General features: G+C 68.6%; 15 protein-coding genes. 6 read left to right on the forward strand and 9 right to left on the reverse strand.

What is annotated here, in order from left to right; all coding sequences use genetic code 11:
- Positions 1 to 10: 10 nt before the first annotated feature.
- From V3B30_RS13605 to V3B30_RS13615, 3 genes are all read left to right on the forward strand, one after another.
- Positions 11 to 400 (forward strand): I78 family peptidase inhibitor, encoded by a 390-nt coding sequence (locus tag V3B30_RS13605; protein ID WP_262084089.1) that lies wholly within the window; start codon positions 11 to 13, stop codon positions 398 to 400.
- A gap of 174 nt (positions 401 to 574) precedes the next feature.
- Entirely contained in the window at positions 575 to 5,029 is a 4,455-nt protein-coding gene (gene gltB / locus V3B30_RS13610) for a glutamate synthase large subunit (protein ID WP_100475058.1), read from the forward strand.
- A 61-nt stretch (positions 5,030 to 5,090) separates the two neighbouring features.
- On the forward strand, positions 5,091 to 6,536 hold the full coding sequence (locus V3B30_RS13615) for an FAD-dependent oxidoreductase (RefSeq protein ID WP_100475059.1): 1,446 nt from the start codon (positions 5,091 to 5,093) through the stop codon (positions 6,534 to 6,536).
- Here the strand turns inward: V3B30_RS13615 and V3B30_RS13620 are convergent.
- The gene (locus tag V3B30_RS13620) at positions 6,522 to 8,930 is read right to left on the reverse strand and encodes an ATP-binding protein (RefSeq protein WP_262084090.1); all 2,409 of its coding nucleotides are present in this window, start codon (positions 8,928 to 8,930) and stop codon (positions 6,522 to 6,524) included. The two genes, V3B30_RS13615 and V3B30_RS13620, sit on opposite strands and share 15 nt — an antisense overlap.
- A 167-nt stretch (positions 8,931 to 9,097) precedes the next feature.
- Between V3B30_RS13620 and V3B30_RS13625 the strand changes: the two genes are divergently transcribed.
- Positions 9,098 to 9,964 (forward strand): methylglyoxal synthase, encoded by an 867-nt coding sequence (locus V3B30_RS13625; protein ID WP_100475061.1) that lies wholly within the window; start codon positions 9,098 to 9,100, stop codon positions 9,962 to 9,964.
- A gap of 406 nt (positions 9,965 to 10,370) precedes the next feature.
- Here the strand turns inward: V3B30_RS13625 and V3B30_RS13630 are convergent, their stop codons facing one another.
- From V3B30_RS13630 to ttcA, 3 genes are read right to left on the reverse strand one after another with little or no spacing between them, the layout of a single operon-like run.
- Positions 10,371 to 11,150: a SprT family zinc-dependent metalloprotease gene (locus V3B30_RS13630; protein ID WP_100475062.1), complete on the reverse strand. Its 780-nt coding sequence runs from the start codon at positions 11,148 to 11,150 to the stop codon at positions 10,371 to 10,373.
- 59 nt (positions 11,151 to 11,209) lie between these two features.
- Entirely contained in the window at positions 11,210 to 12,115 is a 906-nt protein-coding gene (locus V3B30_RS13635) for a recombination-associated protein RdgC (RefSeq protein ID WP_005411825.1), read from the reverse strand.
- Between the two features lie 36 nt (positions 12,116 to 12,151).
- The gene (gene ttcA / locus V3B30_RS13640) at positions 12,152 to 13,072 is read right to left on the reverse strand and encodes a tRNA 2-thiocytidine(32) synthetase TtcA (protein ID WP_262084091.1); all 921 of its coding nucleotides are present in this window, start codon (positions 13,070 to 13,072) and stop codon (positions 12,152 to 12,154) included.
- A 91-nt stretch (positions 13,073 to 13,163) separates the two neighbouring features.
- Between ttcA and V3B30_RS13645 the strand changes: the two genes are divergently transcribed.
- Entirely contained in the window at positions 13,164 to 13,367 is a 204-nt protein-coding gene (locus V3B30_RS13645; protein ID WP_100475064.1) for a YdcH family protein, read from the forward strand.
- A gap of 126 nt (positions 13,368 to 13,493) precedes the next feature.
- Here the strand turns inward: V3B30_RS13645 and plsB are convergent, their stop codons facing one another.
- The 5 genes from plsB to V3B30_RS13670 all read right to left on the reverse strand — a co-directional run bounded on the left by plsB (position 13,494) and on the right by V3B30_RS13670 (position 20,049).
- A complete protein-coding gene (gene plsB / locus V3B30_RS13650) occupies positions 13,494 to 16,130 on the reverse strand; it encodes a glycerol-3-phosphate 1-O-acyltransferase PlsB (protein ID WP_262084092.1) in 2,637 nt (878 codons plus the stop codon).
- Positions 16,130 to 17,083 carry a hypothetical protein gene (locus V3B30_RS13655; protein WP_315973637.1) on the reverse strand — a complete coding sequence of 318 codons (954 nt, stop codon included), beginning with the start codon at positions 17,081 to 17,083 and terminating at the stop codon, positions 16,130 to 16,132. Before V3B30_RS13655 ends, plsB begins: the two co-directional genes overlap by 1 nt.
- A 280-nt stretch (positions 17,084 to 17,363) precedes the next feature.
- On the reverse strand, positions 17,364 to 18,185 hold the full coding sequence (locus V3B30_RS13660) for a serine protease (protein WP_100475067.1): 822 nt from the start codon (positions 18,183 to 18,185) through the stop codon (positions 17,364 to 17,366).
- A 218-nt stretch (positions 18,186 to 18,403) separates the two neighbouring features.
- A complete protein-coding gene (gene pyrF, locus V3B30_RS13665; RefSeq protein WP_262084093.1) occupies positions 18,404 to 19,129 on the reverse strand; it encodes an orotidine-5'-phosphate decarboxylase in 726 nt (241 codons plus the stop codon).
- On the reverse strand, positions 19,126 to 20,049 hold the full coding sequence (locus tag V3B30_RS13670; RefSeq protein WP_100475069.1) for a 5'-nucleotidase, lipoprotein e(P4) family: 924 nt from the start codon (positions 20,047 to 20,049) through the stop codon (positions 19,126 to 19,128). Before V3B30_RS13670 ends, pyrF begins: the two co-directional genes overlap by 4 nt.
- A 101-nt stretch (positions 20,050 to 20,150) precedes the next feature.
- Here V3B30_RS13670 and V3B30_RS13675 point away from each other — a divergent pair, with 101 nt between their 5' ends.
- Positions 20,151 to 20,801 carry a DUF480 domain-containing protein gene (locus tag V3B30_RS13675; protein WP_100475070.1) on the forward strand — a complete coding sequence of 217 codons (651 nt, stop codon included), beginning with the start codon at positions 20,151 to 20,153 and terminating at the stop codon, positions 20,799 to 20,801.
- Positions 20,802 to 20,875 lie beyond the last annotated feature (74 nt).

Below are 20,875 nucleotides of genomic sequence, written 5' to 3' on the forward strand. Positions count from 1 at the left end.
CGGAGTCATGATGTCGTTCCCGATTCGCGCCCGTTTGCTCTCCGCCCTGCTGCTGCCGGCCGTGCTGGCCCTGACCGCCTGCCAGGCGCCGGCGCTGGATGAACAGGATTCGGCCACGGCCCGCGCCCAGCAGGCCGCCGAGGCAGCCAAGGCGCCGGCCGACGAAGCCGGCAAGGCCACCGAGGCACCGCCGGTCGGCACCTGCGATGCCAGCCAGGTGCAGAGCCTGGTCGGCCAGGCCTATGCCGACGCGCTGGGCAAGCAGGCGCAGGAAGATGCCGGTGCCCACCAGCTGCGTGTCCTGAAGCCCAATGACGTCGCCACGATGGAGTTCCTCGGCGACCGCCTGAACATCGAAGTGGACGACAAGGGCCTGGTCAGCGGCGTGCGCTGCGGCTGAGTTCGATCCCGCGCCGGCACAGGGGTGCCGGCGCGTTCTGTTGCACCTGCAACCGTGTATTGCGGCGCTGCAGCAACCTGTGATCTAGTCGAGGCATCCGGTGGCCTCACGATGCGCTCCAGGGATTGGGCGGGGACGAGTGTCGCCGCCAACCCTATACGCATCGAGGTAGAGATGGCCCCCCGCAACCGCCAAGGGCTTTACGACCCGCGCTCCGAGCGCGATGCCTGTGGATTTGGCATGGTCGCCCAGCTCGACGATCAACCTTCGCGCCTGTTGGTTGATACCGCCATCGCCGCGCTTTCGCGCATGACCCACCGTGGCGGTGTCGCCGCCGATGGCCTGACCGGCGATGGCTGCGGCCTGCTGCTGCGCCGCCCCGATGCCTTCCTGAAACTGCTGGCCAGCGAAGCCGGCATCACCATCGCCGCGCGCTTCGCCGCCGGCCTGGTGTTTCTGCCGCACGACGCCGAGGCCGCCGACGCCTGCCGCATGCAGCTGCAGGCGCAGGTGGAAGCAGTCGGCTGCAAGGTCGCCGGCTGGCGCGAAGTACCGACCGACGACAGCGTCTGCGGCCAGCTGGCGCGCGATACCCTGCCGCGCATCGAGCAGGTATTCGTCGATGCCGGCGTCGGCCAGGATGATGCCGGCTTCGCGCTGGCGCTGTTCCTGGCGCGCCGCCGCAGCGAACAGCAGCTGCGCGCGCACGCCGATTTCTACGTGACCACCCTCACGCCGGATGCGATCAGCTACAAGGGCATGGTGCTGCCGGACAAGCTCAGCCGCTTCTATCCGGACCTGCAGCGGCGCGAACTGGCCTCCAGCGCGATCGTGTTCCACCAGCGCTTCTCCACCAACACGCTGCCGCGCTGGCCGCTGGCCCACCCGTTCCGGATGCTTGCCCACAACGGCGAGATCAACACCATTGAAGGCAACCGGCGTTGGGCACAGGCGCGCAGCAAGGTCTGGAAGACGCCGCGTTTCGACATCGCCGAATTCGATCCGGTGATCTCCATGCACGGTTCGGACTCGCAGAGCCTGGACAACATGCTGGAGCTGATGGTCGCCGGGGGCATGGAGTTGATCCAGGCGCTGCGCATCCTGGTGCCGCCGGCGACCCAGTCGCTGGAGTTCAAGGATCCGGACCTGGCCGCGTTCTACGAATTCCACGGCCTCAACAGCGAGCCGTGGGATGGGCCGGCCGGCATCGTCGCCTGCGACAGCCGCTACGCCGTATGTACCCTCGACCGCAATGGCCTGCGCCCGGCGCGCTGGATGCTGACCGCCGACCGCCACTTCCTGGTCGCCTCCGAAGCCGGTGTGTGGGAAGTGCCGACCGAGCGCGTGGTGCGCAAGGGCAAGCTCGGCCCCGGCGAAATGGTGGCCATCGATCTCAAGCGCGGCGACCTGCTCGACTCCGATGCGGTGGACCGGATCAACCGTGGCCGCGCGCCGTACAAGCAATGGCTGCAACAGGGCGTGACCTACCTGCAGACCGAACTGATCGACCCTTCGCTGGTGGAAGAGCCGTTCGACGAAGGCACCCTGCGCAGCTACCACAAGCTGTACCAGCTCAGCAGCGAGGAAGTGGAACAGGTGCTGCGGCCGCTGGCCGAGACCGAGCAGGAAGCCACCGGCTCGATGGGCGACGACACGCCGATGGCGGTGCTCAGCCAGCGCAGCCGTCCGCTGTACGACTACTTCCGCCAGGCCTTCGCGCAGGTCACCAACCCGCCGATCGACCCGCTGCGCGAAGACTGCGCGATGTCACTGTCCACACAGCTCGGCAAGGAGACCAACATCTTCCATGCCGGCCCGGAGACGGTGAACCACGTCATCCTCAATTCGCCGGTGCTGAGCCAGCGCAAGCTGCGCCAGCTGCTGAAGATGGACCAGTACGTGCAGGCCAACCGCCTGCTCGACCTGTCCTACAGCGAAGGCGAGGGCCTGCGCGCCGGCATCGAGCGCATCTGCGCCGAGGCCGAACAGGCCGCGCGCGATGGCATGGTGATGCTGCTGCTGTCCGACCGCTACCCGGTGGCCGGGCGGCCGATGGTGCATGCCCTGCTCGCCACCAGCGCCATCCACCACCACCTCTCGCGGCTGGGGCTGCGCTGCGACGTGAATCTCATCGTCGAGACCGGCACCGCACGCGACCCGCACCACATGGCCTGCCTGCTCGGCTTCGGCGCCACGGCGGTGTATCCGTACCTGGCCTACCAGACCCTGTTCGACCTTGGCCGCCGCGGCATCCTCAAGCTCAGCAAGGGCGGTGAGCAGTCGCAGATCGGTCGCCGCTACCGCAAGGGCGTCTACAAGGGACTGTCGAAGATCATCTCGAAGATGGGCATCTGTACCGTGGCCAGCTACCGCGGCGCGCAGCTGTTCGAGATCATCGGCCTGGAACCGGAGGTCGTGGACCTGTGCTTCCCGGATACCGCCTCGCGCATCGGCGGCGCCGGTTTCGCGCGCCTGGATGCCGACGCGCGCGAGCTGTGCGCGCAGGCATGGGACGCGCAGCAGGACGTGGATGTCGGTGGCCTGCTGAAGTACGTGCACGGCGGCGAGTACCACATGTACAACCCGGACGTGGTCACCACCCTGCAGCGCGCAGCACGCAGCGGCGATCCGCGCGCCTGGCAGCAGTACTGCGATGCGGTGCATGCGCGCCCGCCGTCGGCGCTGCGCGACCTGCTGGAACTGGTGCCGGCCGCCACGCCCACGCCGCTCGATGAGGTGGCACCGGCCAGCGAACTGTTCCCGCGCTTCGATACCGCGGCGATCAGCCTGGGGGCACTGTCACCTGAGGCGCACGAGGCGCTGGCGATTGCGATGAATCGCCTGGGTGGCCGCAGCAATTCCGGCGAAGGCGGCGAAGATCCCGCACGCTACGGCACCGCCAAGCGCAGCAAGATCAAGCAGGTGGCCTCGGGCCGCTTCGGCGTCACCGCCGAATACCTGGTCAATGCCGAGGTGCTGCAGATCAAGGTCGCGCAGGGCGCCAAGCCCGGCGAAGGCGGCCAGCTGCCCGGGCACAAGGTCAACGAGCTGATCGCGCGGCTGCGCTACGCGCGCCCGGGCATCGGCCTGATCTCGCCGCCGCCGCACCACGACATCTATTCGATTGAAGACCTGGCGCAGCTGATCTACGACCTGAAGCAGGTCAACCCGACCGCGCTGGTGTCGGTGAAGCTGGTCAGCCATGCCGGCGTCGGTACGATCGCCGCGGGTGTGGTCAAGGCCGGTGCGGACCTGATCACCATCTCCGGCCATGACGGCGGCACCGGTGCGTCGCCGGTCAGCTCGATCCGCTATGCCGGCGTGCCGTGGGAGCTGGGCGTGGCCGAGGCGCACCAGGCGCTGCTGGCCAACGACCTGCGCGGGCGTACCCTGCTGCAGACCGATGGCGGCCTGAAGACCGGCCTGGACGTGGTCAAGGCCGCGTTGCTGGGCGCGGACAGCTTCGGCTTCGGCACCGCGCCGATGATCGTGCTGGGCTGCAAGTACCTGCGCATCTGCCATCTCAACAACTGTGCCACCGGCGTGGCCACCCAGGACGAGCGCCTGCGCGAGAACCACTTCACCGGCCAGCCCGAGCGCGTGGAGAACTTCTTCCGCCTGCTTGCCGAGGAAGTGCGTGGCTGGCTGTCGTACCTGGGCGCGCGTTCGCTGGACGAGATCGTCGGCCGTACCGACCTGCTGCGGCAGATCGACGCCGCGCCGCGCGACGGCGTGCGCGTGGACCTGTCGCGCCTGCTGGCCGATGCCCGCTACGAAGGCAGCCACTGCGCGGCGCAGCGCCTGTACGAATCGCCGGACAGCCTGGCCACGCAGATGGACGGCCTCTTGGCCCCGGCCATCGAGCACAAGCGTGGCGGCGAGCATCGCTTCCTGATCCACAACACCGACCGCAGCATCGGTACCCGCCTGGCCGGTGCGGTGGCGCGCGCTCATGGCAACCAGGGCATGGCCGAAGCGCCGCTGGAACTGCGCTTCCGCGGCAGCGCCGGGCAGAGCTTCGGTGCGTTCAACGTCGGTGGCCTGCACCTGGAAGTGGAAGGCGAAGCCAACGACTACGTCGGCAAGGGCATGGCCGGGGGCCGCCTGGTGGTGCGGCCGCCGCGCGGCGCGCGCTTCGAGGCGCGCAGCACCGCCATCATCGGCAACACCTGCCTGTACGGTGCCACCGGCGGTGAACTGTTCGCTGCCGGTCGTGCCGGCGAGCGCTTCGCGGTGCGCAATTCCGGCGCGCTGGCGGTGATCGAAGGGGCCGGTGACCACTGCTGCGAGTACATGACCGATGGCGTGGTGCTGGTGCTGGGCAAGGTCGGCCTGAACTTCGGCGCCGGTTTCACCGGCGGCCTGGCCTACGTGCTGGACGTGGACCGCGATTTCGTCGACCGCTACAACCACGAGCTGATCGACATCCATCGCGTGTCCGCCGAAGGCTTCGAGAACTACCGCCAGCACCTGCACCGCCTGATCGGCCGCCATCGCGAACTGACCGGCAGCATCTGGGCGCAGCAGATCCTGGACGAGTTCCGCGATTACATCGGCAAGTTCTGGCTGGTCAAACCCAAGGCCGCCAGCATCGAGTCGCTGACCGAAACCCTGCGCCGCGCTGCGTGATGTTTTCCGGTTGAGCCGGCCGCTGGCCGGCAACGTTCCCCCTCGCATTCCAGAGCCCGCCATGAGCCGCAAGCACGCCTTCCAGTTCCTCGACCTGCCCCGCACCATGCCGCAGCGTATCCCGGTGGAACTGCGCACGTCCGGCGATTGGGGCGAGCTGTACGGAAAGTTCGGCAAGGAAGATGCCCAGTACCAGGCCGGTCGCTGCCTGGATTGCGGCAACCCGTACTGCAGCTGGAAGTGCCCGGTGCACAACGCCATTCCGCAGTGGCTGCAGCTGGTGCAGGAGAACCGCATCCACGAAGCGGCCACGCTGTGCCACAGCACCAACCCGCTGCCGGAGGTGTGCGGCCGGGTCTGCCCGCAGGATCGCCTGTGCGAGGGCAGCTGCACGCTGGAAGAGTTCGGTGCGGTCACCATCGGGGCGGTGGAGAAGTACATCGTCGATACCGCGCTGGCCAGCGGTTGGCGTCCAGACCTGGCTGCGGTGCAGCCGACCGGCCACAGCGTGGCGGTGATTGGCGCCGGCCCCGCCGGCCTGGCCTGTGCCGATCGCCTGGCGCGGGCCGGCATCGCCGCGGTGGTCTATGACCGCTATGAGCAGATCGGCGGCCTGCTGCAGTTCGGCATCCCCAGCTTCAAGCTGGACAAGGACGTGATCCATCGCCGCCGCGAGGTACTGGAGGGCATGGGCGTGCAGTTCCGCCTCGGCGTGGAGATCGGGCGCGATACCAGCGTGCAGCAGCTGCTGGAGATCCATGATGCGGTGTTCGTCGGCACCGGCGCCTACCGCTACACCGATGGTGGCCTCGACGGCCAGGACCTGAAGGGCGTGCTGCCGGCACTGCCGTTCCTGGTGCAGAACAGCCGCATCGTCGGCGGCGATGACCCGAAGGGCCGGCCGATTGCCGGATGGGAAGATACCATCGCCCTGCCCGACCTCAACGGCAAGCGCGTGGTGGTGCTCGGAGGCGGCGATACCGGCATGGACTGCGTGCGCAGCGCCGTGCGCCTGGGCGCGGCCAAGGTCACCTGTGCCTATCGCCGCGACGAGGCCAACATGCCCGGCAGCGCGCGCGAGGTGGCCAATGCGCGCGAAGAAGGCGTGCGCTTCCTGTTCAACCGCCAGCCGCTGTCGATCGAAGCCGGTGCCGATGACGAAGTGATCGGCGTGACGGTGGTCGAAACCCGCCTGGGCGAGCCCGATGCCAACGGTCGCCAGAACGCGGTGCCGATCGAAGGCAGTGAATCGCTGCTGGAGGCGGACGTGGTGATCATTGCCTTCGGCTTCTCGCCGAGCGTGCCGGCGTGGCTGGCCGAACTGGGCGTGGAAGGCCAGTCCAATGGCCGCATCGTCGCCGGTGGCAAGGACCGCCTGCCGTTCCAGACCGCGCATCCGCGCCTGTTCGCCGGTGGCGACGCGGTACGCGGTGCCGACCTGGTGGTGACCGCCGTGGCCGAGGGCCGCGATGCCGCTGCCAGCATCGTCCGCCTATTGGCGCACTGAGTCCGGCAACAGCAGCATTTCAAGGATCGCGCGCAGTTCGCGCGCCTCCACCGGCTTGGCCAGGAAATGGTCGATGCCCGCATCACGGCAGGCCTCGCGCGTGCGCTCCAGCACGCTGGCGGTCAACGCGATGATCGGGACCTGCGCACGGATGGCGCAGGCATCGCCGCGGATCGCGCGTGCCAGCGCGAAGCCGTCCATGTGCGGCATATGGCAGTCGGTGATCACCAGATCGAAGGGCTGCACCTGCCACGCCTCCCAAGCCTGCCGCCCATCGCCACAGGCATGCACCTGCAGCCCCAGTTCGCACAGGCGTTGTTCCAGCAACTGCAGGTTGGTCGGATGGTCTTCGACAACCAGCACCCGCGCCGGCGGCAGCAGTCGTGGCGCGGCCGTCGCGAGCACCGGTACCGCCGCCGGTGCCGCACAGGCCGCCAGGGCCAGCTCCAGCCATACGGTGGTGCCCTTGCCCGGTGCGCTGCGCAGGTGCAGCTGCCCCCCCATCGATGCCGCCAGCTCGCGGCAGATCGACAGTCCCAGCCCGCTGCCACCGAAGCGGCGCGTGGTCGAGGTCTCGGCCTGTTCGTAGGCGGCGAACACTGCCTGCTGCCGCTCCACGCTGATGCCCACGCCCGTATCGGTCACCTGCAGGCGCAACTGCTGGCCGCCATCGCGCTGCTGCAGCACATGGACCTGCAGCACCACGCTTCCCTGCAGGGTGAACTTGAGTGCATTGCCGGCCAGGTTGAACAGGACCTGCCGCAGGCGCAGCCCATCGGCCAGCGACCACCGCTGCAACGCGGGGTCGATCTCGCTGTGCAGGTGCAGGCCGCGGCTGGCCGCGACGGGCATCAACAGCTGCTGCACCGCACGCACCAGCGCTGCCAGATCGGTCGGCTGCAGCTGCAGTGGCGCAGGCTGCAGGCGCTGGCTGTGCAGCACATCGTCGAGGATCTGCCGCAGCATCTGTGCCGCGTCACCCACCGTGGTCAGCACCTGCCGCTGGCCCGCGTCCAGGTTGCTGCCCGCCAGCCGCTCCAGCATGCCCAGCAGGGTGCTCATCGGCGTGCGGATCTGGTGGCTCATGGTCGCCAGGAAGTGGCTCTTGGCCAGCGCCGCCTGCTCGGCCGCGCGGCGTGCCTCGGCCAGCGCCGCTGCACGCGCCTGTGCTTCGCTGACATCCATCCAGTAGCCGCTCCACTCCACGCTGCTGTCATCGCACTGCAGCGGCCGTCCCTGCGAACGGACCCAGCGCCAGCCCTGCGCCGACCGGGTGCGGAAGGTAACGTCGATGGGACCGCGCACCAGCGCGGCAGCTTCGATGCACGCCATCACCCGGCTGCGATCGTCGGCATGTACCGCGGCCAGCAGCTGCAGATGGTCGATCCGCGCGGTCTCCACGCCCACCCCGAACAGCGCCTGCACGTCGCCGGCGATCTGCGCCAGGCTGTAATGGCCGGTTGCCGAACGGCGGGCCTGGTAGACCACCGCCGGCAGGTTCGCGGTGACGTCGTGCAGCCGCTGCTCCAGCACGCGGCGGCGCACGCTCTCGCGGTGCACGCGCCAGTAGCCGAAGGCATGCAGCAGAAAGAGCGCGAGCAGGATCAGCGACGCCGGCACCAGCCAGCGCAGTGCCGACCCGGTGGGCCGCGCGCGTGGCAGGTCCGGCAGCCAGGTGCTGCGGTTCGATGCGCGGTGCGCATCGCCCTCCTGCAGCAGCTGCCGGTCGAAGGCGGCGACCACTTCGGCACAGGCCGGCACAGCCGCGAGTACCAGCGCATCGCCGAAGCCCGCGGGTGCCGCGATCACCAGGGAGTCGCCGGGCTCTGCGCGGAGCGCGGCTTCCACTTCAGCGAGATTGGCGACCACGGCGTCGACCACCCCGGCGCGCAGCAGTGACAGCGCGTGGTCCAGCGGCGCAGGTGCCAGCAGCTGCGCCCCCGGGGCCTGCTCGGCCAGCAATGCGCCCAGCGGCACCCTGTCCGGACTGGCCACGCTGCGGCCACGCAGGCCCTCCAGCCCCAGCACGGCAGCGGCGCCCTCACGCCGCACGATCACCTGTGGCACCTCCAGGTAGGCCCTGCTGGCCACCCAGTCGGGCGGCAGCTGCGCTCGCGGCCAGCCCAGCAGCACCTGGGTGCCGGCCGGCAGCGAGCCCTCGGTGAGCACCGCAGCCGGCAGCGGCTTGGCATGCGGCGGCGACGGCATGCCCAACAGCGGCAGGTAACCTGCGGCCAGTCCCGCAACCTCGCCCTGCAGGCTGTATGACAACGGCGCCCGATCGGAGCGCCATGCCACCTGCAAGGGGCTCGTACAGCCGGATGCAGCCGCGATGCCGGGCAGCGACAGCAATGCCATGACAGCGGCGGCGGCGCGGCGGCCGGCGACATTCACGGTAGACGTCCTCATATCGCGGGCAGGAACCACGGCCGCGCAGCGGTACCGCTGCCAGCCACGCTAGCGAGGCAGTCCCCCGCGACAATGAGAAAAATTTGAAAAGCATCCGCACCGGCTAATGCCGACATACACTGCCGCTTCTACCTGCCCCAACGGAGCGCTCGATGCGTATCGGCCTGGCCGCCAACCGTCTCCATCACCACGATGCGCGCGCCGCGCTGTTCCGTTGGCTGCGTGCCAGCGAGGCAGGCCTGCGTGAGCTGGGGGTGTCATTGCATGCGGTCGGGCGCACCCACGATGCGATCGAACGGCAGGGCTTCCTGGCCGGCTACGGTGGCCTGCACCGGTATCCCTATGGCCGCGAGGGCGGCCTGATGAAACTGGTGGCCGAGGTGGTCGGCATGGGGCCGGAGCGGACACTGGATGGTGCGATCTACCTGATCGACCCTGTCGATCCGTCCTCGGTGTTTCCGGAAGCGACCGCGCTCAAGCGGCAGTGCGTGATCCACGGCAAGCCGTTCATTTCCACCGTGGCCACCGCTCGCGACTGGATCGAGGTGGAGCGCATCCACGCCGGGCTCGCTGCCGATGCCGGTGCCGACGACCTGCATGCCTTCCAGGCACAGACGCTGGCGCTGATCGCGCATGATGCGATGAAGCCGGCAATGCTGGCCTTCGCCGATGAACACTTCGATGTGCTGGCCCGGTTTGGCCAACGCGTTGCGACGGGCACCACCGGCCAGCGCTTGAACGAGCTGGCCTGGAGCCGTGGTTGGCCCAGCGATACGCCGTGGGTGACGCGTTACCAGAGTGGCCCGATGGGCGGCGATGCACAGATTGCCGACCGGGTGCTGGAGGGGCGCTGCCAGCGCGCGATCTTCTTCGAGGACCCGCATGTGGCACGCCAGCACGAGGCCGATATCCAGCTGCTGGAGCGCGCGGTGACGACGGTGACCGACCAGGCGGTGTGCATCACGGCGCCGCGGGTGGCGGCGCGCTGGGCGGCGGCGGCGGCGTTGCGAGCGGGGTGAGGGTTTCGGCCAACGGCTGAGCCCCTCGTGGTGGGTGGGGCCTGCGCGGTCATGAGGTTGGCCGGGATGGGTGGAATTGCGGGGGACGCCGTGAACCCATCCATGGGGGCTTGGCCGCGGCATCCATGCCGCGGACACCCCCGCAATCCCACCCATCCCGTCCTTCGACAGTTTCCGGTGTGCCCACCACGGAAGAAAGAAAGAAGAGCAGGAGCGAAAGCGGGTCGCGCGCTGCGCGCGCTCTGCGGCGCGCTCCCATTCCGCGGAGTTGTTGTTCTTCACTCTGTAGCGTCGAGCTTGCTCGACTGCTCAGCACACGCTCTGGAGTGAAGCCCCTTCTGTTGAAGGGGTGCGCCGAAGGCGGGGGTAGAGGAAGAATGCGTGGGCAACTGCTGTAGCGCTGGCGCTACAGCAGTTGCCGGAGCATAGCTTTCAAGCGTCGGCCTTCGAGCTGGAAGTAATCGCGCTGTTCGCGCCAGGCGGGGAAGCGTTGTTCCACTTCCTGCCAGAACGCGGGCGAATGATTCGGCTGGATCAGGTGGCAGAGTTCGTGCACCAGCACGTACTCGAATGCTTCAGGGCGCCCCAGCACCAGTGCCAGGTCCAGTGCCATGCTGCCGTCGGGGGCCAACGAGCCCCACTGCGAGGACATCACCTTCAGCCGCAGGCGGCTGGGTGCACGTGGCAGGGTGGGCAGGTATTTCGGCAGCCAGCGGCCGACATCGGCACGGGTCTGTGCTTCGTAGAACTCGCGCAGCAGGCGGCGCAGGGTGGCATCGCCGGCACGGGTCGGCCACTGCACGCAGGCGCCCCGCGCGTCGATCTCCAGCCGCGCATAGCGGCCTTCCTGCCAGCGCAACGGCAGCAGTTCGCCGCGCAGTGGCAGTACGCCGTCCTCGCCGGGCTGCAGCGGGGCCGGCAGGCCCTGGCTCTGGTACTGGCGCAGCTGCAGCGCCAACCAGTCGCGGTGCTGTTCCAGGAAACGCTCGCCCATCACCAGGCTGGCCCGCGGCGGCAGGGTCAAGCGTGCACCGCGTTCGTCCACGCTCAGCTTGATCCGGCGTGCACGCGGATCACGCACGCGCAGCACCTCGATCTCGGCATCCTCCAGGCGCAGGCGAACGGTGTCGCGCTGCACGGTGGCGGGCGGGGTCGGCGAGATCAGGCGGCGCAGCAGACGGCTCATGCGCCCAGCATAGCGCTGGTTCGAGCCGCCGGATGACCGGCGGCGCACGGGGTGCCTGTTCAGTCAGCCTTGCTGAGCTTGAAGGCTTCTTCCAGCAACAGGAACAGGCGGCGGATCTCGGCGCTCTGCAGGGCGAAGCGGGCGTCGAACTCGGCGCGGCGGCCGTCTTCGTCGGCATGCTCCAGCTGGTCCAGCGCGCCATCGAGGAACTTCAGCTTGCGCACGATCAGGTCGTCGCCGATCACGAACGACAGGTTGTCCTCGAAGATCAGCGCCAGCTTGGTCACCTGCTTGCCGGCGTCCAGGTGCTTGTCGATCTCGTCGCAGCGCAGTTCCTGGTGCTGGCACTTGACGACTGCGCCGCCTTCCACCGGATCCTTCATCTCGCACTCTTCGCCCAGGCTCAGCCCGGTCGGCAGCGGCTCGCCGGCGATCCAGCCGGTCAGGATCGAGCGCGGCGCGACTTCGGCGTTCAGCGGCATTGCCGGGAAGCTGCCAAGCAGGCCGCGGATGTCGGACATGAAGTACTCGCCGGTCTTGCGGCTGGAGGTATCCACCGCGACGTAGCCGTGCTGCAGGTCGATGAAGGCGTCATTGCGCGATGACTTCACGAAGGCGCGCGGCAGCAGTTCATGCAGCAGGTCGTCCTTCATGCGCTTGCGCTCGCGGCCACCCGGGCGACGGCCTTCCTTCTCCTCGATCTCCTCCAGCTTGCGCTCGAGCAGGTCATTGACCACCGCCGCCGGCAGGATCTTGTCCTCGCCGCCCACGGTCAGCCACAGGTGTTCGGCGATGCGGTGGGAGAGCAGTTCCTTCTCCTCGCGGCCGAACGGCGAGATGAAGCCGCGCGAATTCATTTCCAGCGCGCCGACCGGCTTCAGCAGGGCGTGCGGCAGCAGGGTGTCGACTTCGGAAAAATCGGTGGTGGTCGGGAAACGGAAGAACGTCAGGTTGCGAAAGAACATGGAATTCCGGATGGCAAAGAGGAAGGGCGACCGACCTTAAACGGTGGGCGTCTCGGGATCTGCGTCGGCGTCGGCCGGGGAGCCGGCCAGCCAGGCATGGGCATCGGGCAGCGGCGCGTCGTCGCGACGGCCCAGCGCCATGAAGTCGAACAGGGTGGTGTCGGCCAGCTGCGAGGGCCGGACTTCGCCCATGGCACGCGCGATCTGCTCGATGCGGCCCGGGTGGTCCTTTTCCCACTGCTTCAGCATCAGGCCGACCTGGCGGCGCTGCAGGTTCTCCTGGCTGCCGCACAGGTTGCAGGGAATGATCGGGAACTGGCGAGCCTGCGCGTAGTCGACGATGTCGCTCTCGCGCACGTAGGCCAGCGGCCGGATCACCACATGCTTGCCGTCATCGCTGCGCAGCTTCGGCGGCATGCCCGACAGCTTGGCGTGGTGGAACAGGTTCATGAAGAAGGTGGCCACCATGTCGTCGCGGTGGTGGCCCAGCGCGATCTTGGTGAAGCCATGGGCTTCGGCGTAGTTGTACAGCGCGCCACGACGCAGGCGCGAGCACAGTGAACACATGGTCTTGCCTTCCGGAATGAGCCGGCTGACCACCGAATAGGTGTCCTGCTCGATGATGTGGTACGGCACGCCCAGCCCGGCCAGGTACGCCGGCAGCACGTGCTCGGGGAAGTCCGGCTGCTTCTGGTCCAGGTTCACCGCCACCAGCTCGAACGGCACCGGCGCCTTCTTCTGCAGCTGCAGCAGCACGTCCAGCAGGGTGTAGCTGTCCTTGCCGCCGGACAGGCAGACCATGACCTTGTCGCCGGCTTCGATCATGCCGAAGTCGGCAATCGCCTCGCCAACCTGGCGGCGCAGGCGCTTGGCCAGCTTGTGCTGCTCGCGCTCGGCCACGCGCGGATCACGGGCGACGCGCGGCTGGGGATCGGGAAGGGAAATCACGGCACTCATGGGTTCCATTCTAACGGCTCGGAGCCGCCCCGGCCGGGGGCGGGGATTCCCCTCTCCCGGCGGTCATCATCGCTGTGTATGCTCGGAGGCTGTGGACACCTACAGCCCCGCCGAGATCGCCGAGCACCTCGCCGCCCTGCGCGCCGAGCACCGCCTGCTGGATGAACAGATCACCCGCATGGCCGCCAACGGCGAGGACGAGCTGGAGTCCAAGCGCCTGAAGCGGCGCAAGCTGCAGCTGAAGGACTGCATCGCCAGGCTGGAGAGCCTGCAGATTCCCGACGAACCGGCCTGACCGACGGCCCATCCATGGGGGTGCCAACCTGGGTTGGCCTACTGCTCTGGTAGGTGCCAACCCGGGTTGGCACGGCTGGAAGGTGTGGACCAAGGTCCACACCCACCGCATCGCCCGGCGCTGCCGTCAATCCTGCGGCGCAGGCTCGTCCGGGCGAGCCGCTTCCGGGCTGACCCGCTCGATGGTGTGGCGCAGCTCGCGGCCCAGGATGAACTTGGCATCCTTGGCCCAGGCATCCAGGCGTTCGTCGAACAGCAGCTTGCTGTTTTCATCCGGCCACACCAGGCGCAGTTCGCGCAGCTTCTGGATGAAGCCGCGGAACAGGGCGCGATCGAAGAACTCCGGCGCCGCCGGTGCGTACAGCAGGCTCAACCGCTGCGCGGCCTGCTGGCACAGGCTTTCCAGCTCGGCGGCGCCGAGCACGCCGGGGCCGTTCTTCACCAGCACCGAAATGGCGATGTAGTAGCGCTCGAACGCCTGCTGCAGCGAATGGCCGATCGCACGCAGGCGGAACACCTCGTCGGTCTGCCCCGTATTGCGCGCCAGGATGCCGCCGTCGTCATCGTTGACGTTCTGCAGCAGGCCCTCGCGCACGAACACATCGATGGTCTGGTCGATGCGCTGGGCGAACTCGTCCTCGCTCCACGGCAGGAACAGCTCGGCCTGCAGGAACGGGTACACCGTGCGGCCCAGCTGGACCAGGCCGGTGCGGCTCATGCGGCGGTTGTTCTGGAAGCAGCAGGCTACCCACGACGAGGCGGTGAACAGGTGCAGCACATTGTTGCGGAAGTAGCTCAGCAGCACCGCGGTGTCGCCGCTGACGCTGAGCACATCGCCCAGCGGATGCTTGATGCGGGTGAGGACGTTGATTTCCTCGGCATGGGCGATGATCCGCTCCGGCGAGTGCGGGGTCACCGTCACCCGGTCCGAGTACGGCATCTCGACCAGCAGGGTCTTGCACAGTTCGATCTGCGCGATCAGGTCGGCCTCACCCATCGCATGCTTTGGCGTGGACAGCAGGGCCAGCGCCAGCAGGTTGATCGGGTTGACGTCGGCGGCGCCGTTGATGCGCACCTGGATGCGTTCGGCCAGCGTATCCACCGTGGTCGACAGCCAGGCCGGCTTCTCATCCTCGGACACCGCCTCGCCCTTCCACTCCGGCGCCTTCTCGGCCAGCACGTCGTTCAGTGCAATCGGCTCGCCGAAGTTCACCACCACCTGGCCGTAGTTCTGCTTGAGCACCTTGGGGATGCCCCACAGCAACGACCAGATCGATTCCTTTTCCTTCGGCCGGCCGGACAGTTCGTCCAGGTAGCTGCCACCTTCCATCAGCTTCTCGTAGCCGATGTAGACGGGCTGGAACAGCACCGGCTTGCGCGGCTGGCGCAGGAATGCGCGCAGCGTCATCGAGATCATGCCGCCCTTGGGCTGCAGCAGGCGGCCGGTACGCGAGCGGCCGCCTTCGACGAAGTACTCCAGCGAGTAGCCACCGGCCACCAGCTGCGCGACGTATTCGCTGAGCACCGCCGAGTACAGCGCGTTGCCACGGATCGAGCGGCGGATGAAGAACGCACCGCCCTTGCGCAGCAGGGTGCCGACCACCGGCAGGTTCAGGTTGATGCCGGCCACGATGTGCGGCGGCACGATGCCACGGTCGTACAGCAGGTAGGACAGCAGCAGGTAGTCCATGTGGCTGCGGTGGCTGGGCACGTAGACCACTTCGTGGCCCGGCGCGGCGGCCTTGAACTTGTCCAGGTGATGCACCAGCACGCCCGCATAGATGCGGTTCCACACGTGGCTGAGCATGAAGCTGGCCGAGCGCACCACCGGGCTGGAATAGTCCGCGGCGATTTCCCAGGCGTAGGCGTGCGCCTTCTTCCAGGCGTCGGCCGGCTTCGAGTTGTCGCGCTTGGCCTGTGCGGCAATGGCTTCGCGTACCGGCTCGGCGGCCAGCACCTGGTCCACCAGCAGGCGCCGGGTCGACAGGTCGGGGCCGATCACCGATTCACGGATGCGGCGGAAGTGCGTACGCAGCACGCGCTGCAGCTTGCGTACCGTGCGTTCCGGCTCCAGGCCTTCGTCCACGGTGCTGCGCAGCGAGATCGGCGGGGCGAAGCGGACGATGGTGCTGCGGCCGTTGAGCAACACCGCCAGCAGGCGGCGGAAGCGGCCGACCAGTGCCCAGTTTTCCGAGAACAGCACCGCGAACCAACCGCTCTGCTTGTCCGGGGCGCGACCGACGAAGATCGACACCGGCACCAGGTGCACGTCCAGGTCATCGCGCACGCGGTGTGCCTGCAGGACCTTGGCCAGCGAATCGGAGTGGGTCTTCGCGCCGCGCTGTTCGGGAATCAGCGAATTGCTGGAGCTGCGCCGCGACAGGGCCAGGTAGGCGCGCTTGCGGCCGGTCGGGTCACCGGCCAGCGGCACCAGCGGCGACGGCAGGCCGGCCTGGCGGCAGGCCTTGTCCAGGATCAGCGCGTTGGACAGGCCGTAGTCCTCCAGCACGTACATGACCGGGCGGCCATCGTTGTACTGGCCCGGGTCTTCCGGTTCAATCTTCAGCGACAGCCACGGCTCGACCAGGCGGCCGAGCAGGCGCGCCCACAGCGGGCGGCGACCGGCCGGACGCGCGTGCGCGGGCGGCGGTACCGGGTTCGGGCCAGTACCGGTCGAGGGGGACGCCGGCACCGTATCGGCGGGCGTCGACTGGGATTCTTCGCCGGGGAACGGCAGCGGGTTCTGTTTCGACATCGGCGCCATTATGGCTTAGGCGGCGGCGTTGCCGCTTCCCCACCCTCGGCGGGGGCTTGCGCCGGTGCCGGCGACGCAGCAGCGCGGGCCGCGTCAGCCTTGCGCAGCAACGCGTCGGTGTCGGCCAGGGTACGGGTCAGGTACCAGTGGCCCTCGCGCCGGCTCAGTGGCAGCTGCAGGGTCATCTCGCGCCCGGCCAGGTCGTAGTGCAGGCGTACCAGCGCATTGTCGCCCTCCACCGAGAGCAGCTCGCCCCGCACGCTGCGCAGCGCGTCGTCCACGCCCAGCCCGTAGCTGCCCAGCACCGCCTTGAGGGTGTGGATGAACGGCGCCAGCTGCTGCAGGCTGCCTTCCATGCCCGCGGCCTGCAGGCCTGCCTCGTCATCGAAGCCGACCTTGCCGGCCGCGCCGACCAGCGCGGCGATGGTGCTGCGCGCGCGGGCGCGGTCACTGATCGGCGCGCCCTGCGCCCACCCGGCGAGGGTTTCGACCAGGGCGATGTAATGGGCCTGCTGGCCGGGGGTGTAGCCCTTCTGATGGCGCAGGTACTGCACGCCGAAGTTGCCCATCGACTGCGCAGCCTGGCGCACAGCGCTGGCTTGGCCGGCCAGCTGGCGGTCGAAGCTGCGCTGCAGTTCGGCGCTGGCATCGGGCTTGCGCAGCGCGGCCAGCATCGGCAGCAGCTGGTCCCCCAGCGGCAGCTCGGTCAGCGGCCACTGGCTGTGGCCCTCGGCCCAGGCCTGTTGCAGGCGCTGGTACTGGCCCGGCGGTACCGACAGCTTTGCGTAGCCGACCAGATCATCTTCGGCCAGGCGCAACGCCATCGCCTGCACCGCGGCCACCGGCTCGGCCGCCGGGCTGGCCGGATCGTTGGCAGACTCGCGGCACGCCGCCACGGCCAGCAGCAGCATGGCCACCAGCCCCCATCCACGCGCAGACCTTCCTCGCACCGCCACGCTCATGCAATCGGACTCCCCGGACCGGCCCGCATCTTGCGGCCTGCGACGTGACAGCGGCAAGCCGCGCGGTCACGGTTTCCGGCATTGCCAGCACAAACCATTGATCGGCATAAAAAAAGAGCCCGGATCACGGGGATCGCAGGCTCTTCAAACCGGCACGAGGCCGGGGGACAGTGGTGTGGCACATGTCCGGTCCGAGGACCGGATGGCGGCGATCCTACGCTGCCCTTCAAGTTAAGGCAACACTTCACGTAATAGTATGTATGTTATTGATTTTATTGAATCAATCGTGCTGCCAGACGGATTCAATGAAATCTACGGCGTGTTTTTCGGCGATTCGGGCATAAACCCCCGGGTAGCCGGCCAGCGCGCAACCCTCACCCCAACTAACGACACCGAACTGGGTCCAGCCTTCACGCAGGCGCAGCAGCAAGGGGCCTCCGGAATCCGCCTGGCAGCTATCCATGCCCTCGCGGCCGGCGCAGATCACCTTGCCGCGCGACAGTTCCCCGCCATAGGCCTGCTGGCATTCATTGAACGCCACGAACGGCACCTGCACGGTCTGCAGCTGGGTCGGGTAGACCCGGCCATCGCCGATGTCGGTGTCTCCCCAGCCGATCACCGTGAATTCGCGGCCCGGCTTGAGGTAGCTGGCGTCGGGCCGCAACCGCAGTGCCACCGGCTGTACACCGTCCACGGGTGTGCTGAGCTGGATCAGGGCCACGTCGTGCTCCAGCGAATTACCGCTGTTGAATGCAGGATGCACGTGGATCGCCTTGACGTTGGAGGCACGGGGCGAGGCTTCAGTAGACAGGGCAGTGGTGTTGCCGACAACGGCGATGCCGCCAGGCGATTCCCCCTGCATGCAATGCGCGGCCGTCAACACCCACGACGGTGAGATGAGGGTGCCCCCGCAGAAGTGGCGGTCATGATCCGAATCGCCGCCGGAGATGCCCTGGATGCTGACCATGAACGGGTACTCGCCGGCCGGGGCCGCTTCACCGCCAATGATGCGCGGTGCTTCGCGAACCTGCGGCGCAGCGATGGCGGGTACGGCAGATGCGGCCAACAGCAGGCCGATGAACAAAGAGGTGCTGCGATACATATCCCTGTACTCCTCTAGCGATGGTTGGAACCGGCACGGCCGCGGTCCGTGCCGGTGCATCGATTGAGGAGCAGTGGTGAGGCCCACAGCGCGAACGCCCGCACAGTTCCGGTGCATTGCGCTGCCTGCGACAGGCGCAGACCCACAAATGCGAACGCCATCCCGCATGGATCGGGATGGCGTTCGTGGTACCGGCGTGACCGGCGTCGGCGCTGGGCTCAGCGTGCAGCCAGAGCCGACGCGATCTCCTGCTGGATCGCCCGCGCTGCGGCCTGCGGATCGGCCGCCAGGCGGATCGGGCGGCCGACCACGATGGCATCGGCGCCATCGGCAAAGGCCTGCGCCACGCCAACAGTACGTTTCTGGTCGTCGCCGACCGGGCCACCGGGACGGATGCCCGGGCAGACGATCGAGAACCCGGCGCCGGTGGCGGCGCGGATCGGGCCGGCTTCCTGCCCCGAGGCGATCACGCCGTCGATGCCGGCCGCCTGCGCGGCCAGAGCGCGCTCGACCACCACCTCCACCGGTTCGCGGTCGATGCCCATCTGCGCCAGGTCGGTGCGGCCCATCGAAGTCAGCACGGTCACCGCCAGCAGGCGCATGTCGCTGCCGTTGGCGGCCGCGCAGGCTTCCATCATCGCCGGGTGCCAGCCATGGATGGTGGCGTAGCTGACCGGCCACTGCGACAGGCGCTTGATCACCGCCGCAGCGGTGGCCGGGATGTCGAAGAACTTCAGGTCGACGAACACGCGCTTGTCGCGGCGGGCCAGTTCATCGAGCACCTGGAAGTACTCGCCGGAGGCGAGCAGTTCCATGCCGATCTTGTAGAACGCCACGCTGTCGCCGAGGCGATCGACCCACTCCAGCGCCTGCGCGCGGTCAGGCACGTCCAGCGCGAAGATCAGGCGCTCGTCATCGCGCAGCGGCAGCGGTGCGCGGCTCACGGTGCGTAGTCCAGGGCAGCGCGCTTGGCGTCGTGGCGAGCCTGGCGCGACTGGCTGTAGTCGTTGTTGAACTGCGCCGGCTCGAAGCCGCCGTAGGTCGGGTTCGGCAGCATCCACCAGCGCTCGCCGAACCAGTCGTGGTACTGCTGCAGCAGGGCGTCGCGGCCTTCATTGGTGTTGGCGGTCACTTCCACGAAGTCACCCAGCTGGTCGCCGAACTGCATCAGCACCCGGTACTTCTGCCCGGCCAGGCGGCGGCGGCAGTTCTTCTCGCTGCCACTCTGCTCGCAACCCGGCACCACCGTGCCCAGGCCGAGGAACACGCTGTCGTCGGCCACCGGCAGGCCCTGTTCGCGCAGGTTGGCCAGGGTTGCGTCCTTCAGGTGCACGGCGCGGTTGGAGATGTACAGCAGGGTCACGCCCTTGGCGTTGGCGGCCTTGGCGAAATCAACCACGCCGGGGATCGCCTTGGCCTTCTTTTCGGCCACCCACTGGTCCCAGGTCAGCTCGTCGTATTCCTTGCCGTCGCGCACCAGGCGCGCCTGGTAGGGCGAGTTGTCCAGCACGGTCTCATCCACGTCCAGCACCACGGCCGGCTTCAGGCCCTTGGCCTCGTTGCCGCGCTCTTCCGGCACCAGCGCGTCCCAGTGGGCTTCCTTCAGCGCCGCATCCAGGTGGTCGGCGGCGGCACGGTAGGTCTGCTCGGTGATCGCCTTGTACTCCTGCGCGCGCTGCATCCACAGCACCGCGTTGAGGTTGTCGTTGGCGGTCGCATCACGCGCGCCATCAACCTTGGCGGCGGCGGCCGGGGCCTGCGCGGCAGTTGCTTCAGCGGCAGGCGCCTCCACGCGCTTGCAGGCGGACAGGCCCAGCGCCGCGGTGGCGAGCAGGGTCAGGGACAGGGAAACGGGACGACGCATGGGTTCACCGGCAATCAGATATACCGGCGCATTTTACCGGCAAAGCCGGCCCGGGGACGGCTATGCTTGGCGGTTGACCCGTTGCCCTTCCGGAGGCCGCCATGACCGATTCCGCCCAGACCCCCGACGTCCCCCTGCTCGACGCCGTGCAGGCCCGCCTGCTGGGCTGCCTGGTGGAGAAGGAGGCGACCACCCCGGATACCTACCCACTGACGGTCAACGCGGCGCAGTCGGCCGCCAACCAGAAGACCGCCCGCGAGCCGGTGATGAACGTCGACGCCGGCAGCGTGCAGCACGCCCTGCGCCAGCTGGAGACGCTGGGCCTGGCCCGCCAGCACTTCTCTTCGCGCGCCGACCGCTACGAGCACCGCCTGCAGGCCGCGCTGGACCTGACCCGGCAGCAGACCGTGCTGCTGGCGATGCTGCTGCTGCGCGGGCCGCAGACCCTGGGCGAGCTGGTGACGCGCAGCGAGCGCCTGCACCGCTTCGCCGACATCGACGAGGCCCGCCATGCCATCGAGCGCCTGCAGCAGCGCGCGCTGCTGGTGGTGCTGCCGCGCGCCAGCGGCCAGCGCGAAGACCGCTACATGCACCTGCTGTGCGGCGAAGTGGACGGCGCGGCACTGGCCGCCAGGTACGCCAGCAGCGGTGGTGGCAGCGAGGCCAACGACCCGGGCCTGGCCGAGCGCGTGGCCCAGCTGGAAGCGGCCGTGGCCGAACTGCAGGCGCAACTGGCTGAACTGCGCGGCTGAAGGAGTGGGGGGGGGCCCCCCGGGGGGGCCCCCCCCCCCCCAAAACCCGCCGCCCCCCCGGGCGGGGGCGCCAC

Origin of the sequence: Stenotrophomonas sp. SMYL41, assembly GCF_036319965.1 — a bacterium.
GTDB lineage: Bacteria > Pseudomonadota > Gammaproteobacteria > Xanthomonadales > Xanthomonadaceae > Stenotrophomonas > Stenotrophomonas maltophilia_R.

What these genes read in the sequence shown, in the direction of transcription:
- V3B30_RS13605 (WP_262084089.1), top strand. Translation starts at nt 11, where the DNA reads ATGTCGTTCCCGATTCGCGCCCGTTTGCTCTCCGCCCTGCTGCTGCCG.
- gltB (WP_100475058.1), top strand. Translation starts at nt 575, where the DNA reads ATGGCCCCCCGCAACCGCCAAGGGCTTTACGACCCGCGCTCCGAGCGC.
- V3B30_RS13615 (WP_100475059.1), top strand. Translation starts at nt 5,091, where the DNA reads ATGAGCCGCAAGCACGCCTTCCAGTTCCTCGACCTGCCCCGCACCATG.
- V3B30_RS13625 (WP_100475061.1), top strand. Translation starts at nt 9,098, where the DNA reads ATGCGTATCGGCCTGGCCGCCAACCGTCTCCATCACCACGATGCGCGC.
- V3B30_RS13630 (WP_100475062.1), bottom strand. Translation starts at nt 11,150, where the DNA reads ATGAGCCGTCTGCTGCGCCGCCTGATCTCGCCGACCCCGCCCGCCACC.
- V3B30_RS13635 (WP_005411825.1), bottom strand. Translation starts at nt 12,115, where the DNA reads ATGTTCTTTCGCAACCTGACGTTCTTCCGTTTCCCGACCACCACCGAT.
- ttcA (WP_262084091.1), bottom strand. Translation starts at nt 13,072, where the DNA reads ATGAGTGCCGTGATTTCCCTTCCCGATCCCCAGCCGCGCGTCGCCCGT.
- plsB (WP_262084092.1), bottom strand. Translation starts at nt 16,130, where the DNA reads ATGGCGCCGATGTCGAAACAGAACCCGCTGCCGTTCCCCGGCGAAGAA.
- V3B30_RS13655 (WP_315973637.1), bottom strand. Translation starts at nt 17,083, where the DNA reads ATGAGCGTGGCGGTGCGAGGAAGGTCTGCGCGTGGATGGGGGCTGGTG.
- V3B30_RS13660 (WP_100475067.1), bottom strand. Translation starts at nt 18,185, where the DNA reads ATGTATCGCAGCACCTCTTTGTTCATCGGCCTGCTGTTGGCCGCATCT.
- V3B30_RS13670 (WP_100475069.1), bottom strand. Translation starts at nt 20,049, where the DNA reads ATGCGTCGTCCCGTTTCCCTGTCCCTGACCCTGCTCGCCACCGCGGCG.
- V3B30_RS13675 (WP_100475070.1), top strand. Translation starts at nt 20,151, where the DNA reads ATGACCGATTCCGCCCAGACCCCCGACGTCCCCCTGCTCGACGCCGTG.